The 16,249-nt window shown below is 59.8% G+C and carries 11 protein-coding genes; 6 read left to right on the plus strand and 5 right to left on the minus strand.

Annotated features, from left to right (window positions below):
* The first annotated feature begins 17 nt into the window (after positions 1-17).
* The 3 genes from rfbA to A5757_RS23800 all read left to right on the plus strand — a co-directional run bounded on the left by rfbA (position 18) and on the right by A5757_RS23800 (position 3,153).
* Positions 18-887 carry a glucose-1-phosphate thymidylyltransferase RfbA gene (gene rfbA, locus A5757_RS18010; RefSeq protein ID WP_066836569.1) on the plus strand — a complete coding sequence of 290 codons (870 nt, stop codon included), beginning with the start codon at positions 18-20 and terminating at the stop codon, positions 885-887.
* Positions 887-1,885, plus strand: a complete 999-nt coding sequence (gene rfbB / locus A5757_RS18015) for a dTDP-glucose 4,6-dehydratase (protein WP_066836571.1) — start codon at positions 887-889, stop codon at positions 1,883-1,885. Before rfbA ends, rfbB begins: the two co-directional genes overlap by 1 nt.
* Positions 1,886-2,274: 389 nt before the next feature.
* A complete protein-coding gene (locus tag A5757_RS23800; RefSeq protein WP_369815969.1) occupies positions 2,275-3,153 on the plus strand; it encodes a glycosyltransferase family 4 protein in 879 nt (292 codons plus the stop codon).
* Between the two features lie 155 nt (positions 3,154-3,308).
* Here A5757_RS23800 and A5757_RS24065 read toward each other — a convergent pair whose 3' ends face one another.
* The 4 genes from A5757_RS24065 to A5757_RS18025 form a co-directional block, all read right to left on the minus strand.
* Positions 3,309-4,007, minus strand: coding sequence for an O-antigen ligase family protein (locus tag A5757_RS24065; protein ID WP_369815975.1), 699 nt, complete (start codon positions 4,005-4,007; stop codon positions 3,309-3,311).
* 779 nt (positions 4,008-4,786) lie between these two features.
* A complete protein-coding gene (locus A5757_RS22940; protein ID WP_197497377.1) occupies positions 4,787-5,419 on the minus strand; it encodes a class I SAM-dependent methyltransferase in 633 nt (210 codons plus the stop codon).
* A 900-nt stretch (positions 5,420-6,319) separates the two neighbouring features.
* Positions 6,320-7,588 (minus strand): polysaccharide biosynthesis C-terminal domain-containing protein, encoded by a 1,269-nt coding sequence (locus tag A5757_RS24070; RefSeq protein ID WP_082929543.1) that lies wholly within the window; start codon positions 7,586-7,588, stop codon positions 6,320-6,322.
* Positions 7,585-8,760, minus strand: a complete 1,176-nt coding sequence (locus A5757_RS18025) for a glycosyltransferase (protein ID WP_156618518.1) — start codon at positions 8,758-8,760, stop codon at positions 7,585-7,587. The genes A5757_RS24070 and A5757_RS18025 overlap by 4 nt, the downstream gene beginning before the upstream one ends.
* Positions 8,761-9,156: 396 nt before the next feature.
* Between A5757_RS18025 and A5757_RS18030 the strand changes: the two genes are divergently transcribed.
* The 3 genes from A5757_RS18030 (at position 9,157) to A5757_RS18040 (ending at position 14,443) form a co-directional block, all read left to right on the plus strand.
* Entirely contained in the window at positions 9,157-10,233 is a 1,077-nt protein-coding gene (locus A5757_RS18030; RefSeq protein ID WP_231984041.1) for a DUF1972 domain-containing protein, read from the plus strand.
* 399 nt (positions 10,234-10,632) lie between these two features.
* Positions 10,633-12,951: a UDP-glucuronate decarboxylase gene (locus A5757_RS18035; protein ID WP_066836577.1), complete on the plus strand. Its 2,319-nt coding sequence runs from the start codon at positions 10,633-10,635 to the stop codon at positions 12,949-12,951.
* Positions 12,952-12,979: 28 nt separating this feature from the next.
* Entirely contained in the window at positions 12,980-14,443 is a 1,464-nt protein-coding gene (locus A5757_RS18040; RefSeq protein ID WP_082929545.1) for a sugar transferase, read from the plus strand.
* 299 nt (positions 14,444-14,742) lie between these two features.
* Here the strand turns inward: A5757_RS18040 and A5757_RS18045 are convergent, their stop codons facing one another.
* Positions 14,743-16,212, minus strand: a complete 1,470-nt coding sequence (locus A5757_RS18045) for a polysaccharide biosynthesis tyrosine autokinase (protein WP_066836579.1) — start codon at positions 16,210-16,212, stop codon at positions 14,743-14,745.
* Positions 16,213-16,249 lie beyond the last annotated feature (37 nt).

The raw sequence follows: 16,249 nt of genomic DNA on the forward strand, positions 1-16,249 counted from the left end.
TGTGCCACGATATTGGAATGAGGGGGATCATTCTTGCTGGCGGTTCGGGGACTCGCTTGCACCCAATAACGCTGGGCGTATCCAAACAATTGGTTCCCGTTTACGACAAACCGATGGTGTATTACCCCTTGTCGACATTGATGTTGGCCGGTATCCGCGACGTCCTTGTCATCACTACGCCGCATGACGCCGCACATTTCGAGCGGCTTCTCGGCGACGGGTCGCAGTTTGGTGTATCCATTTCTTTCGCTCGGCAGCCGGCGCCGGACGGTCTGGCGCAGGCCTTCACCATAGGCGCGGACTTTATCGGCAACGACAAGGTGGCGCTCATCCTCGGTGACAATCTTCTCTATGGCGCCGGTATGGGACGGCAACTGGCCCGCTTCGCGGACGTCGACGGTGGTGCCATCTTCGCCTATTGGGTCGCGGAGCCCTCGGCGTACGGAGTGGTCGAATTTGACCGCGCGGGAATTGCGCTTTCGCTAGAGGAAAAACCGAAGATACCGAAGAGCAATTATGCGATACCCGGGCTGTATTTCTACGACAACGACGTGATCGATATCGCGCGCGGCCTAAAGCCGAGTGAGCGGGGCGAATACGAGATCACCGACGTGAATCGCACGTATCTTGACCAGGGACGTCTACAGGTAGAGGTACTGCCGCGGGGCACGGCGTGGCTTGACACAGGAACGTTCGACGATATGACGGACGCCGCTGAGTACGTGCGGACGATGGAACGCCGGACCGGTCTCAAGATTGGGGTGCCAGAGGAGATTGCCTGGCAGCAAGGATTCCTCACCGATGACGAACTCAGGGCGAGTGCCGAGAAGCTCGTGAAGTCGGGCTACGGGAGATATCTATTGGACTTGCTGGACAGGGGGCGCTAGTGGCGCGGTTACTCATCACCGGCGGCGCTGGCTTCATCGGCTCGAACTTCGTTCACCACGTCGTCGACAACACCGACCACCACATAACCGTGCTGGACAAGCTCACCTACGCCGGTAATCGCGCCTCGCTGGCAGAGCTGACCGCGGACCGGGTGACGTTCGTGCAGGGCGACATCGTCGACGCCGCACTCGTCGATGAACTGTGCGCATCGGTCGACGTCGTCGTGCACTACGCCGCCGAGTCGCACAACGACAACTCGCTATTCGATCCGCGTCCCTTCCTCGACACCAACGTGATAGGCACCTACACGTTGCTGGAGGCGGCACGCCGGCATGGTCTGCGGTTCCACCATGTGTCGACCGACGAGGTCTACGGAGACCTCGAACTCGACGATCCGGCGAGGTTTACCGAGGCGACGCCTTACAACCCGTCCTCGCCCTACTCGTCGACCAAGGCCAGCAGCGACATGTTGGTACGTGCCTGGGTTCGCTCCTTCGGTGTCGCCGCTACGATCTCCAATTGCTCTAACAACTATGGCCCCTACCAGCATGTCGAGAAGTTCATCCCGCGCCAGATAACGAACGTGCTGCGTGGGATCCGTCCGAAGCTTTATGGCGAGGGTCGGAACGTCCGAGATTGGATCCATGCTGAGGACCATTCGTCGGCAGTGTTGACCATCGTCCAGAAGGGAGTGCCCGGCGAGACTTATCTCATTGGCGCCGACGGCGAACGGGATAACAAGTCTGTTGTCGAAATGATCTTGAAACTCATGGGGGAACCTGTCGACGCGTACGACCACGTCGTCGACAGAGCAGGCCACGATCTGCGGTACGCGATCGACTACACCAAGCTGCGAACGGAACTCGGCTGGAAGCCGAAGTACAGGGACTTCGAACGAGGCCTTGCGGCGACCATCGACTGGTATCGCGCGAATGAGAACTGGTGGTCGCCGGCAAAGGCCTCGACGGAAGCTTTCTATGCGCGGCTCGGCCAGTGAACAGAAATACCGAGACCCGCGTAAACAGAAATCAAAGTATGCGCAAACAGTTTTGAGGCTGCATATGCGGCTTGAGTAACCGGCTCATGAACGGGAGTCGGTTCGATCGCCCAAGCTTTGACGATAGAGACGGGGAGGTGCGACACCCAATGGCTGACATACGGATCCACCATGCATCAAATGAGTTGTATGGGTCTGATAGATCATTACTTTCGCTCGTAAGGGAGGGTGTGCGCAGGGGGGCCGCAATTGATGTTTGCCTTCCGGGACCGGGTCCCTTGACCGCGGAACTTGTTGATGCTGGAGCTTCAGTCCAAGAGGGCCGCGAGGTGGTGCTGCGACGCAGCAGACCCGTTAGCACCGCTCGGGATGTGGTCCGCGGAGGTGTGATGCGTGTGCGGTCGCAACGACCCGCGCCCACGAAATTGGTTGTGTCTAATACCAGTTCTATTCTTACACCCCTCTTTTCTGAGGATGCCTCTACACCTTGGGTGGTGATTGTGCGGGAGTACTACTCGTCGTCATTAGAGCGCCGAATCTTCCAAAAGGTACTTGCCCGCGCAGCGGGCATTATCTGCGTGTCGGAAAGTGTGAATCGCCAGTTCGACACATCGTTCCTTGCGCGGATGCCAACCGCGGTAGTGCACTCGGGAGCGGACCTGCGCGAATTTCTAGCCTTAGATAGGTTGAACGACACCTCTCGAGACGAGTTCAGACTACTTTGTGTCGGCAGGCTCATGCCTTGGAAAGGGCAGGACCTTCTGCTGGACGCGCTACACCTAATTTCAGGACATGATGGTCGCTTACGAGTCCGTATCGTGGGGGCGGAATTCGGAGGTGCGGGCGAGCTAACCGCAAATCTGAGACTTAAGGCGGAAACACTCGGATCTCATGTGAGTGTCGACTTCGTCGGTGAGAGCATGACGGTCGCCGACCACTATGCATGGGCGGATGCTGTCGTAGTGCCATCGAAGAAACCCGAACCTTTTGGGAAGGTCGTCATCGAAGGGATGGCGGCGGGTTGCACAGTGATTGCCAGTGCACACGGAGGGCCAGCCGAGGTTATCGAGGATCGCAGGACCGGACTGCTCTTTGAACCCGGCAATGCCGAAGCATTGGCGCGGGCGGTTACCGATCTGATGTTGCACCCTCGATTGAGAAGCCAACTTGCCGCCAACGGACGTGCCGCATCCCGCGAATGGTCCGGTGATGTGGCAGCAGGGAGTATCATGGACTTCTTCGAGCGCGTAATCTCCGCCAAGCGATAACCGGCCGCCTCCCTTTGGCGAAATTCGGCCAGATTCAGCCTTCAAACCGAGGCCAATCTCGCGGCCCGATTTTGATCGGCCTACACTATCGCGGTCTGACGGTTGGGATCTCCGCCGCGGGGCGACGTAGCGTTGCCAAGCTCTCGCTTCCCGGGCTACCGATGAGCCCTGAGCCCCGTAAGCGAAGTTCGGTCGGAGATTCTGGCCGGCAAGGGGGCACCGTTCGTGGTGCGGACGGGGTTTTCCGCCTGTTCCTGCGACTGATGCTTCATTGCGTACAAATAGCCAAAGGCGAGCGCGAAGAGAAACATTGAGCGTTGCTCGCCGTATACGGATGTGTTGTCCGCCATACCGTGGAGGAAGACCCATGCGATGGCACACAGCGCCAAGATGGCCGTGCGACGGTGGTACACCGTGCTCTGTGCCGCAGCGACGCGCAGGGCGACGACAAGCGAGGCAACGACGAATGCCACTACTACAATTGCGGCGACGACCCCAGAGTATGCCCAGGCGGCAATTATAAAGTTATGCGGAGGATAGCGTCGGTTGACCTGCTCTTCCCAGCCGCCAAATCCAAGACCCATGAAAGGGGATTCGGCGAACAGTCGACCGGCGGAATTCCACAGAATTTGTCGGGCGCCTATGCTCGAGTCGGATGCATTATAGAGTCCAGGGAAAATGCCGCTTACCACGTCAAGTATTGCCGACAGAGTCAGCGGGATCACGAGCGCGACTGGAATGCTTAATATTAGTGTCCAGCCTTTAAGTGCATGCGGGAGAAAGGCAATTGCCACCGCGCACAGGGCTGTGACTATGATAGCGGTCTTTGAACCGGTGCACAGTGAACCGGCCATTGAGAGAGATGCGCACAGGTACAGCGAACGGCGCCCGGTCCGGCGCGCAGTAATAAGCAATACTAATGCACCCACGCCTCCGAGCATCGATGCCATGTTACCGTTGATAAAGAATCCGCCCGATTTACCGACGTCGAGCACGTTGTTCCACATGTCGGTGTACAAGCGCTCGACTCCGGGGCCAATGGTGTATCTGGCCAGAGGGGACTGAAGGAATTGCTCTTCCAAAGCGGCGCTGAATCGGAAAATGATTGACAGGACGGCCTGAACTGCAAGTCCCGGTGCACTCCACATCACTATTGTGTCCAGCATCCGTGGGTCATCCTTCGCTACTACAATTATCTCGCGGAGCCATAGTAGGAAGAGGGCACCTCTGACAACCGTTGACATGCCTTCGCTCATTCCCTCGGCGGTTGCCCAAAGTAAGGACGATGCAGTCGCAGCGAGGAATGCGCCCATGATGGGGATGAGCGGACTATTCGCACGAACTCGTTCACGTGTTATGAGCCCAAATATGCAGGTATAAATCGTCCACAAGGCAAATAGAGTGACAGGCATACCGGGCACATAGATCTGAGGGATAAACAGTAACGCTACGCCGATCAACCGTATGCGATGGGGCATGGCCAGGTTGAAGGCCAGAGTAAGGGCGGCGACCGATGCTCCTAGCATGCGTCAACCCCTTTTGCGCGTGGCCGCACGCGCCTGGCGGTATGCCCGCTCGGCTAACGTTAGGTGAATAGAATGAGCTCCGATTGCTGAATTTATGCGCTGCACGGTTACGTCACCTGAGCGCCAGGAATGTTGACCATGGGCTTCCGCGCAACTAATCCGTAGCCCAGTGGGAGCACCTTGCCACTGCGATTTGTTAAGCGACGGCCTACGAATGTGTTGCCGAACGCCGCTACGGCGTGATGTATCGCTGCAGCCATCCATTTCAGTCCGGCAAAGGCAAAGAATTTGCTCCACAGGTCGCCCATCACTTCGACCCAGCCTCCGAGTGGAACCAGCTCGACGACTTCGAGACCCGAATTATTCACGAACCGCTCTAGGGCGAAAGAAGTGTATCGATAGTAGTCGTGCGGCGCTTCGTGGATCCAGTATATGAAAGGAACATTTAACAATAGTCGACCGCCCGGTTTCAATATCCGTGATATTTCTGCCATGAGCAATCCAGGCTCGCGAATGTGTTCCAGCACGTCTGACAAAAGGACGACATCGAACGAGCTTGTCTGTAGCGATGAAAGCGGTTCGTTCAGGTCAACTAGAAGATCGAGATAGGGGTTGTCGTGGGCGGAATTTGACCAGTCGGCTAGCGTTACCGAGCGGCACCGAGGCCCATAGGCACCGAGCAAAGGGGCCTTCCCGCAGCCGAGGTCGGCGAGGTCACCTGAAACCCATTTGGGGATCACTTCGGTATAGAAGCGCCCTACGAGGCCCGCTATGATCCGGGATTCAACGGCAAGCTCTCGTTGGTCGCGAGATGGCCGGATCGCATTCTCGTCGATTCGGAACTTTGACGGCGTCCACCCTTGCGCTTGCAAGATCCCCCCCGGTATGTGCCGCGGTGCCAAGCCGCCTCGGTGCTCAAACGTACGCGGGTGGACATGTTACCGCCATGGGTGTCGTCCTTGCTCGATCCACCTGTTGATGTGCCTAGTGTTGGCAGAGTCGACCGCGCTGACATGCCTCGGGGCAGGCATTCCGATGCCGTTGTCCGCGATCGGTCGCAGCGCTACGCCCACTTTGTATATCCGCGGACCTTCAGACCCGGCTCTCGTTACTCGACTGCGGTGGTGTCTACGGCCGGCAGCGTAAACCTTGGGACGCGCTGGTACTCCCACGTTCCGCCTTGCCCGTTTAAGGCAGATCTTGGATTGATAGCGGTGAAGATAAGAAACCGGGCTGTCTGGACGAGTCGGCGGACCGAGTGAGGTGCTCGTACGTCCTCCAGGACGTCTGAGGCATGAGGGCACTTGGCACGTGTGCCGGATTCCTACGACGGGCAATGTGCTGTTGGTGAGGCCCTAGGGGGCGGAAATTCGAGGACCATCCTCGCTTTGGGCCCGGACCCAATGAGCTACACGGGCGCCTATGCCAGATCCGTTAACACAGCCTCGGCAAGTGCGACCGGATTCCCAGCGTCGACAACAACTGACAGGTGTCTTGCTGAGAACCTGCCGTGTCAGGGCGTGGGCACGGACGCAGCGATCGATTTCGTGCCACCCAATGGCCGCTGCGGCATCCGCGCTGCGCCCGAATCAATCACTGCAGAGTGCTTCACCTGCAACGTAATTGTCTACGAACGACTGTTACAAGCGCGTCCGATTCAACCGTGGAAAGAAGAAAGCGCAAACGGACGCTCCAAATAGGATTCGCAGTGCGATGACATTAGCTAAACCGCCGAGTGCATATGCCACCATAGAAGCAAGAGCGGCGCCTAACGCGCCATACACTGGAACCAGCACTACAACGAGTACGATATTCACCACAGCAGCAGCGGCCAACAGCCAGCTCCGCACGCCTGGACGGTTCCGCGCCATCAACCCGCTCCCGGCCACTGAACCTGGCACTCCCAGAAGTATCCCTATAAGGATGACCGTTAGCGAAGGATAAACGCCCCTGAATTCCTCTCCGAACAGAAAAGGGATGGTCCAAGGCATCGTCATCAGGACTACGATGACTAGGGCGCCGCACATGTAGAATGTCAGCCGAGAAGCGCGCGCAAGAAGCTCAAATGACGGCGTTCGTGAATCCTTCGTTAGCATGATATCTCGCACTGCGCGACTAATCACCAGTGGCACCTCGCCGACTGTGACAGCGACAATATACAGGCCGAGTTCCCGGGAATCTGACAACGGCACCATCAACACTTGGTCCAAGCGGGTAAGGAGTATTCCAAAGACTGACCCCGCCCATACCCTGGGCCCGTACCGCACAATTCCGCGGAACACCGTGGTGGCCCGGACCGCGACGTCAGCATCTGGAAGTCGTCGGCGCCTGAAGAGATACGTGACCCCCGAGAGAGCGGGCGCGTACGCTATCACGATTGCTGCAGATAAGATTGACAACCGGTCAACAGCGAAAAGGGCCACGATCCCGCATAGCTGCATGAGTCCGTTCGCGATCCGTTCGGACGATATGGCGAGCCAGTCTTCGCGAGCGGCTGCCGCGGCTCGGAAAGCTCCAACTGCGAGCGTGGGGCAAAGGGCCGGAGCGATTATCATCATCGCATCTCGTGCGGCTGGTTCGACGAAGCTGCCTGTGGAGAAGGCGTAGATTGCGGTTACTCCTAGGCAGCCAGCGATGATGAGCATGATCATGCCGGTACGCCGCAACAAGCGCTCTGGAAAGGTGCCGCTTGCGCTTAGGTATGTAATTGCTTCTGGAATTCCTACGGTCGCCGCCGATATGGCAAGTAGTAGGGGGGCCGAAGCGGCGGCAAGTTCACCACGCCCATCAACACCCAAGGCTTGCGCCAAGAGGGGAGCGGTTACGACTGTAGCTAGTGGGACCGCAAGGTTCGACGCGCCGAAGCTCAAATATGCCCGGTAGCGGGCAATTTTCGATATAAGAGTCATCCGGCGTGGCGGCTCGATTCTACGATTTGATCGTAGAAGTCTTCTAAACGCGATATCTGCCTCTCAATGTCGAAGCAGCGCATTACCCGGGTCCTTGCCGCGATCCCGAACTGTGTCGCTCTATCGGGTTGTTCTAGCATAAGCGATATATGTTGGGACAAGGTGGCGATGTCCCCCTCAGGGGCAAGAAGGCCCGTCTCGCCGTGCGACACAGCTTCCGGTATGCCGCCATGTCTATAACTGACTACGGGGAGAGAATGTAGGCCCGCCTCCAGGAATACCATTCCCAACCCTTCGCTATCGCCGTTGGAGGCGGTCCTGCTCGGGACGCAGAATACTGTGCATTCACGCATTAGGCGAGCCACAAAATCCGAAGGCTGTGCGCCGTGAAACGTCGCTTTGAGCCCTCGGTTCTCGGCGTCTCTCCGCCACGCATCCTTAAGCGGCCCGTCGCCGATGATGTGGAGCGGAGTTCGTTTAAGCGGATCCGGCAAACGGGACATCGCATCTAGCAAATCACCTAAGCCCTTCTTCTCCACGAGCCTGCCGACGAATAACACGCTGTTATTAGATTGAACGGCGGGCGGTTCGCCGGCGCATGGAATGCCGATGTACATCCGGGTAACTTTCTCGGGGGGTGCGCCTAGTGTCACCAGCTGGTCTGCGATAAAGTCCGATACGGCATGGAGTGCAGCTGCCCGAGAAAAGAGTAGCCGCAAGCGCGAACGATAAATGGAAGGCATCGCGCCCTGTTTCATTGAGGTTGCATCCGCCCCGTGGAATGTGGCGATCAGCGGGAGGGAATGGCGCTGGGCGGTCGGCAGAATGTAGGTTGCGTCGGGGCCAAAATGGGCATGAATCAATTGTGGACGCCATTCTTGCATATGGGATTCAAGTTTCCTGCTTCGGCCGGTAACGCGCCAATTGAACGCTTTCATTGCCGATGAGGGGCCGTGCATCCCGTAGAGCGCTATCCCCTCCTCGCCTATAGGTAGCGAAGGCGCTACATATCGTGACCCGGCTAGAATTGGGTCCCACCGCTTCAGCGCGCGCACGTGATTGCTGATGAAAGTCTCGGAAATTGGCAGCAATCGTTCCCGCCAGATGAGTACTCGCGGCGGAACTTTCGCTATGGTCAACTGTCCTCCCCAGATCCGCGCCTTCGACCACACATGCGCCGCACCTTGGGAGCGCTGCCGAAAGCGTATAACTGCCTCGCCGTTTCGGCGACACGCCTCAGGAGGCGTGGGCAGTCGCTTCGGTTCACGTGCCCTAGCTTGATCGCCTCAGTTCGTCCGGCCGGCGAGCCAGCAGCTCTCTTAAGAGCTTCGATGCTTTCCCAAAGAGTGCACAGAGGCATCCTTGCGCCTTTACGTTCGTGGCGCACGCGCGACTGGCTGGCGATGGAGGCTAAGCGCCGGAGGCAGCGGATCGCGCGTCGCTCAATGGTTCGCGGGTGGGCCCTGGTCTAGTTACGATCGCCGAACGCCTAATCCACTCCGGGGGGCGGGCCGGCTAAGCGGGTCCTGGTTGCAATGAGATTGGGGATTGTTGTGCCGTCAGTTGCTGTGATCGGGACGCGTGGGTATCCGAGCTACTACTCGGGGTTCGAGACTGCGGTTCGCAGGATCGCGCCTTACCTCGTCGATGCGGGGTGGGATGTGACAGTGTATGGGCGTCCGGGCGCCACTAGACCGGCTGACCCCCTTCGAGACGCGCGGATCATGACGAGAGAGACCCGAGGTCTGGAGACGAAGAGCGCCAGTACTTTGTCGTATGGCCTCACTGCGTGCTTCGACGCCGCGGCGCACCGACCGGACGCAGCGCTCGTGATGAATGTGGCGAATGGGTATTACCTAAGAATTCTCAAGTCCCGCGGAATACCGACGCTCGTAAACGTCGACGGGTTGGAGTGGGAACGCGCTAAGTGGGGGACGCTGGCGAAACGAGTGTTTCGGACGGGGGCCGCACTCACCGCACGTTGGGCGGACAGCCTGGTGTTCGATGCACGCGCTGTCGAGGGTTACTGGCATGACACGTTCGGGGTTGATGGTCACTTCATTCCATACGGAGGTGACGTCCTACCGACGCTTCCAGTGCCAGAAGGGCTAGAACACCGGGGATATGTGCTGATGGTGGCTAGATTCGTGCCGGAAAACACCATCGCTGAGTTCTTCGCCGCGGTACCCGGTATCGCCGCCCGCTACCCGGTCGTCCTTGTCGGCAGCTCCGGCTACGGGGGTGAATGGGACGATCGGGCGCGTGCGCTCGCCCGAGACTACGCGGCGGTCTCGTGGCTGGGCCATCTGAGTAACGACGCCCTACTGCATGCCCTGTGGCAGCATGCGGGCATCTATTTCCATGGCCATAGTGTTGGGGGCACGAATCCATCGCTAGTTCAAGCCATGGCCGCCGGGTCGCCGATTCTCGCTCGCGACACGATCTACACTCGCGAAGTCCTCGGCGAGGCGGGGCTCTTCGTCGACGCGGATTCAGGACTAATCACTGAGACCGTCTTGGGCCTGATGAGCGATTCGCGCCGGTTGGACGAGGCTGCATACGCTAATCGACTACGGGCGGAACAGCATTATTCTTGGGATGAGGTCTGCAAGGCCTATGAGATCGCTCTGCGTGCCCTTATCTGACGCTGGCGTTGCTGTACATCCACCACTCGTCGAATGTGCGTGCCGATCGCGACGGCACGCCTAGCTGGCAATTACCTACTTCAACAGATGCAAGGTTCGCTCGACCGTGCCGCGACTGGTCGCGTGTGAGGCCGGAGCATTGACTCGGGCCCTAAAGGGGCTGGCCGTCGGCCTGGTAGCGGTTGCTGCCTATCGACCGTCGGTGATAGCGTCAGGCTGCGGGAAAACCCGCCGCGACGGGGCACAGCTACATGCTGGTGGTGCGTCTGCGTGGCTTCCTGTCAGGCTGGCATTTTCGTACGCGCTGGTATCGATGCGGAGCCGGCGAAGGAAATGCCGAGGACATCGCCGCCCAGGTGACGATGGGGGGATTCGCGCCATGCGCGATAAGGGGGAAGTATGCGGCAGCGAGCGGTTCTGACGGGCGGGGCGGGCTTCGTAGGCTCGCATCTCGCAGAGCGGCTCTTGGAGCTCGATATCGAGGTGGTATGCCTCGATAATTTCATTACCGGCTCGGCCGACAATGTCGCGCATCTGCAATCCAATGACGGGTTCCGCCTGATTAAAACCGACGTCAGTGACTTTGTTTCGATACCTGGTCCCGTCGATTACGTTTTGCATTTTGCGTCGCCAGCATCACCCATTGATTATGCCCAGCTCCCGATTCAAACTTTGAAGGTTGGGTCACTAGGAACTCTGCACACGCTTGGCCTGGCAAAGGAGAAGGGCGCTCGATATCTGCTCGCCTCCACCTCGGAGACTTACGGGGACCCGCTCGTCCACCCCCAGCCCGAAACCTACTGGGGCAACGTCAATCCCGTCGGTCCGCGGGCTTGTTACGACGAGGCGAAGCGTTTCGCCGAGGCGCTCACCGTTTCGTACCGGGCGAAGCATGGCGTCAATACCGCCATCATGCGGATCTTCAACACATATGGTCCACGCATGCGCCCGAACGACGGGCGCGCGATTCCCAACTTCATTCAGCAGGCACTGACGGGTTCTCCGCTGACCGTCCACGGCGACGGCAGCCAGACCCGATCCGTGTGCCACGTCGACGACCTCGTCGAGGGCGCGCTAAAGCTGCTGTTCTCCGACCTCGCCGGCCCGGTCAACATTGGTAACCCGCATGAGATGACCATGTTGGAGCTGGCGGAACTTATACGCGAGCTGTCCGGCTCCGAGTCGCCCCTGGACTTCGTCGACCGGCCTCGAGACGACCCGTCGCGGCGCCAGCCGGATATTTCGCTCGCGCGCGCAGAACTGGGCTGGGAACCGCAGGTTGACGCCCGCGACGGGCTGCGGGAAACGATCAACTGGTTCCGTGACCGCGATGCGGGCACCTCTACGACGAACTTGTCGGCACCGGTCCGCCTCCACGCGAAGCAACCTCGTCATAAGGTGGCGGTCGTCGGCACAGGCTACGTCGGTGCGGTGACCGCGACATGCCTTGCGTTCCTCGGCCACGACGTGTGCGGTCTCGACAGCGACTCAACACGTGCAGGTCAACTGAACAATGGTCAGACGCCGTTCGTCGAACCCGGGCTGCCCGACATTCTGAAGTCCACGCTGGCGAGCGGCCGACTTCGCTTCACCGATCAGCCGGCAGAGGCGCTCACCGATGCCGACTTCGTCTTCCTCTGCGTGGGGACGCCTCCAGGCGCTGATGGCTCTCCGGACCTGAGCCAACTCGAAGGCGCGCTGAATTCGCTTGCGCCACATCTGCGTACGGGCGCGGTGATCGTCAACAAATCCACCGTGCCGGTGGGCTCGGGCAATTGGACACGTACGGTCCTCGAAGATGCCCTGGACGGTGACCGGCAGGTGTCCTTCCGCGTCGTATCGAATCCGGAGTTCTTGCGCGAGGGCTGCGCGATCGACGACTTCCTCTACCCGGATCGAATCGTCCTCGGTGGCGCCGCATCGGAGGTCAAGCGCGTCGCCGAGCTGTACCAGCCAGTGCTCGACCAGTCCTTCCACGGCGGGCGGCGCGAAGTGCGGCCATCGTTGATCACGACCGAGCTCGCCTCTGCGGAGATGATCAAATACGCGGCGAACGCCTTCCTCGCCACCAAGATCAGCTTCGCCAATGAGATGGCTCAAATGTGTGAGCTCTTCGGCGCCGATGTCCGCCAGGTGCTCCCTGCTATCGGTGCCGACCACCGCGTCGGGCGTGCGTTCCTCGCGCCCGGTGTCGGATGGGGCGGATCATGCTTCGGCAAAGACGTCTCTGCACTGATCAGCTCCAGCCAGGAGTATGGCTATACGCCGTCCATGCTGCAGGCGACCGTGGACATCAACCGGATGCAGAGAGCCAGTGCGGTGCGGAAGCTTCAACGTGAGCTGCACATTCTCAAAGGTCGCCGTATCGCCATGTTCGGATTGACCTTCAAGCCCGGCACCGACGATTTGCGTGATTCGCCGGCGCTCGATATCGCTCGGCGGCTCCTTGCCGCCGGCGCCGTCGTCTCTGCTTACGATCCTGTGGTCAAGGCGTTGCCCGCGGAATATGGGGCCATCCGTCTGGCCCCGGACGTGTATGAGGCGGCCGACCGGGCTGACGCCGTTGTCTTGGCCACGGAATGGCCGGAATTTCAGACGGTTGACGCGGGGAGTCTGCGCCGGGCCATGCGCGGGGACCTTGTCGTCGACGGGCGCAACTGCCTCCCAGAGTCGACGTTCATTGGCTCGGGGCTACGCCTGGTGGGATTCGGCTGGTGAGTTGCGTGAGAAATCCTGGGAATTTCCGGTGACCATCGAGATACCGCCGAAGCGGCCTGGGTCTCCCACCGATGTGTCGGTCAATGGGTCGGCAAGTCCGGGCGCTGACTCCAAGCAAGCGCACAAGCTGGGCCTTCGGCACCGATACTTCCTGCAGATTGCCGATCTGCTGACGCTCACGGCCTCGGCTGTAATCGGTGCCGTGATCATCACCCTCATCAGTCCAGCGCGTGCCGGCGGGTTGACAGTCGAAGACGTCGTACTCGGTGCCGTCTCGATGGCTGTCGCGTTGCACCTGCACGGGTTGTACCGACGCCCCGCCACGCGGTTGCGGCCAAGCGAATGGTGGAGGCCGTCAGTCGTCGCTCGCAGTCTTCCTACTGCGGCACTACTCGCGCTGGCCGTCGATGCCATGGTCTCGCCCGGTGGCCGTGGGATCACCCTTACGGCGGCCGTCGCGATGACGCTGCCTGCGGTGGTCCTCGTGCCGTTTGGGCGTCGTCTGGTCGTGCGCAAACTCGACCCGACCGTGAGTCGAATCCTGATCCTCGGGACAGGCCCCATCTCAGATCGCCTAACGTCCAGATTGCGCAGATGCCCGGACATTCTGGTCGTCGGACACGTTGATGACAATGCGGTAGCTGGTCCTCACAAGCTTCTTGGTGGGCTTGAGGACCTCTCGGCCGTGTGCGCAGCGGAGAAGATCGATCGTGTGCTGATCGCCTTTCCGAATACGACCGACGCCATAACACTCGAGGCGTTGCGGCAGGTGCAGGGGCAGGTGCCAGTGTCGGAAATTCCCCGCTTCTTCGAGTTACACAACTGGCGCAGTGAGGCCGAAGAACTTCACGGCTTGACGCTGATGCACATGCCGACCGCGTCGCTCGGACCGACCGCCCGCATCCTGAAGCGCTTCATGGATGTCACCCTCGCAACATGCGCGCTGATCGTCGCAAGCCCCGTGATGCTGGCTATCGCGGCGGCGATCAAACTCGACACCCGAGGCCCCGTGCTTTTTCGGCAAGAGCGGAGCGGCCGGGCGGGTCAACCGTTCCAGATCTTCAAGTTTCGATCGATGACCGCCGACGCTTGGCAACGACGCAACACGGTTTCGGAGCTCAACCAATCCGACGGTCCATTGTTCAAGATGGAGAATGACCCTCGAGTGACGCGCGTGGGCGCCTTCATTCGCAAGACGAGCCTCGACGAACTGCCCCAGCTAATCAACGTGGTCCGTGGCGAGATGTCCCTGGTCGGGCCACGTCCGCTGCCGACGGAAGAGGCGAATCGGCTCGACGGCGCCGCACTAGCCCGCCTCGACGTGAAACCGGGCATCACGGGTCTCTGGCAGGTATGTGGTCGGAGCGACCTGAGCTACGCGGACCTTCAACATCTCGATTCGGTCTACGTTCGATCCTGGTCATTGCTCTGGGATGTGCGCATCATCGCCCAAACACCAAAGGTCGTCTTCGGTCGTAATGGGGCTTATTGAGAACGCCGGAAACCGCCTTGCGCATCACTGAAGGCGGTGCGCAAGTGTTTGCATTTTCAGACCCGCCCGGAATGTAGCGGGAGTTTCGCTAGCCGTCGGTAAGCGATCCCGACAGGTAGCTGACCGAAAGGCAGCGGCCACCCTGGGCGATGCACGCCCTCGCGCGAGCTATCCGATCACGCTAGATGTGCGCATTCCTTCCCGAGCGAGGGCGAGGCGCAGCCTCGTGCGCATCATCAGGTCCATCAATGCGCAGCGGAGCACTATGCACCTCACCTCACGCAATGTTCGTTCCGCGCTCACTCGACGGGACGGCGATGTGTGGCTGCTGAACTAGGGGAATGCCCGGAGCCGTTGGCTGACGCGTCCGGTGCCGGTGTCGTAGGAGTTGCAGGCGCATCCTGACCCTGCTCGCTTCTGTCCCCGTAGTAGCCGTAACCGTAGCCGTATGCGGCATTGCTCCGGGCGGGGGTCATGGTCAATACAGCCCCGAGTATTGGTGCCGCCACACTTTCCAAGCTCTGAACAGCATGGGATATCTGGTCACGCTTGGTCCGGCCATAGCACGCCATGACGAGCACTCCGTCTGCGCCGGCCGCCAAGATTGCAGCGTCTGTCACCGCGAGTAACGGCGTTGAGTCGACAACGACATAATCAAACTCGCCACGCAACTCGTTGAGCAGCTTTCGCGCCGATTGCGAACCCAACAACTCGCTTGGGTTGGGCGGAATGGCCCCGGATGTCAGCACTTTGAGGCCCGGAAAGCGCGTCTGCTGAAGCGCCTCCGAGAGGGTCGCGCCTCCGCTGAGCACCGTGCTGAAGCCGACAGGTCCCACCGCGCCAAGATGCTTGTGGAGGGTAGGGCGCCGCATATCGCCGTCGACAATGACGACCTTGTTGTCCGATTCGGCCAGCGCGAGCGCGATGTTGATTGCCGTCGTCGATTTCCCCTCACTCGGCACCGAACTGGTGACGACGATGACGCGGGGCGGATTATCGACAGCGACGAACTGCAAGTTCGTGCGAACCTTGCGAAACGCCTCTGCGATTGGTGAGTTGTCGACTTCGAAGGATATTGCAGCGTGCTTGCGGCGTTCCTTGTCGAGCGGAATGTTTCCTATCACCCCAGCGCCAGTGATGGATTCGAGCGTTTTCCTGTCCTTGACCGTGTTATCGAGGCGGTCCCGCAAGATGGCGAGACCCATTCCTAGGATGACGCCTAATCCAAGGGCGACTGCGATATTGCGGGCAGTCTTCGGAACGACAGGCGTGTCGGGAATCGATGCACGCTGCTCGACAACAACTCGGGATTCTGGCGGCGTGCCGTCTTCAGGTGTTTCCAGCTCGCGCACCATCGTGACGAACTCGTCGGACAGCGCGTTGGCGATATCCCTCGCGCGAATCGGGGATTCATCGAGCACCTCTACGTTGATCAGCACGGTGTCCGGCTTGACGGTCGCCTTCACGTTTTCACGAAGCGTGGTCGAATCCTCGTCGAGGTCGAGTTTATCGATGGTGCGCTGGGCGAGTGTTTCGCCCATCAGCAGTTCCGCGTAGGAGATGACGCGCTCTTGCGAGAACCGATTGCCTTGATAGACGTCTGACAATGAGGACCCCGAGCCCGTTGAGACGAATAACCGGGTCGACGCCTGATAAAGAGGGGTCGTCAACAACGTGAGAGCGACACCCCCTAGCACAGCGACCACGATTGTCACGCACACCGTGATCCACCGTGCACGGAGCACCGATATGAAGTCCTGCAGAGTCACATCTGCCCCCTAATTACCCCTAGTCGGGCACCCCCGA

The organism is Mycobacterium sp. 852013-51886_SCH5428379, assembly GCF_001665575.1.
Taxonomy (GTDB): Bacteria; Actinomycetota; Actinomycetes; order Mycobacteriales; family Mycobacteriaceae; genus Mycobacterium.

Bases quoted from the DNA above. Each gene is read 5' to 3' on its own strand.
- A5757_RS24065 (WP_369815975.1), bottom strand. From the start codon at position 4,007: ATGGCCGGTTCACTGTGCACCGGTTCAAAGACCGCTATCATAGTCACA.
- A5757_RS24070 (WP_082929543.1), bottom strand. From the start codon at position 7,588: ATGACTCTTATATCGAAAATTGCCCGCTACCGGGCATATTTGAGCTTC.
- A5757_RS23800 (WP_369815969.1), top strand. From the start codon at position 2,275: ATGCGTGTGCGGTCGCAACGACCCGCGCCCACGAAATTGGTTGTGTCT.
- rfbA (WP_066836569.1), top strand. From the start codon at position 18: ATGAGGGGGATCATTCTTGCTGGCGGTTCGGGGACTCGCTTGCACCCA.
- A5757_RS18035 (WP_066836577.1), top strand. From the start codon at position 10,633: ATGCGGCAGCGAGCGGTTCTGACGGGCGGGGCGGGCTTCGTAGGCTCG.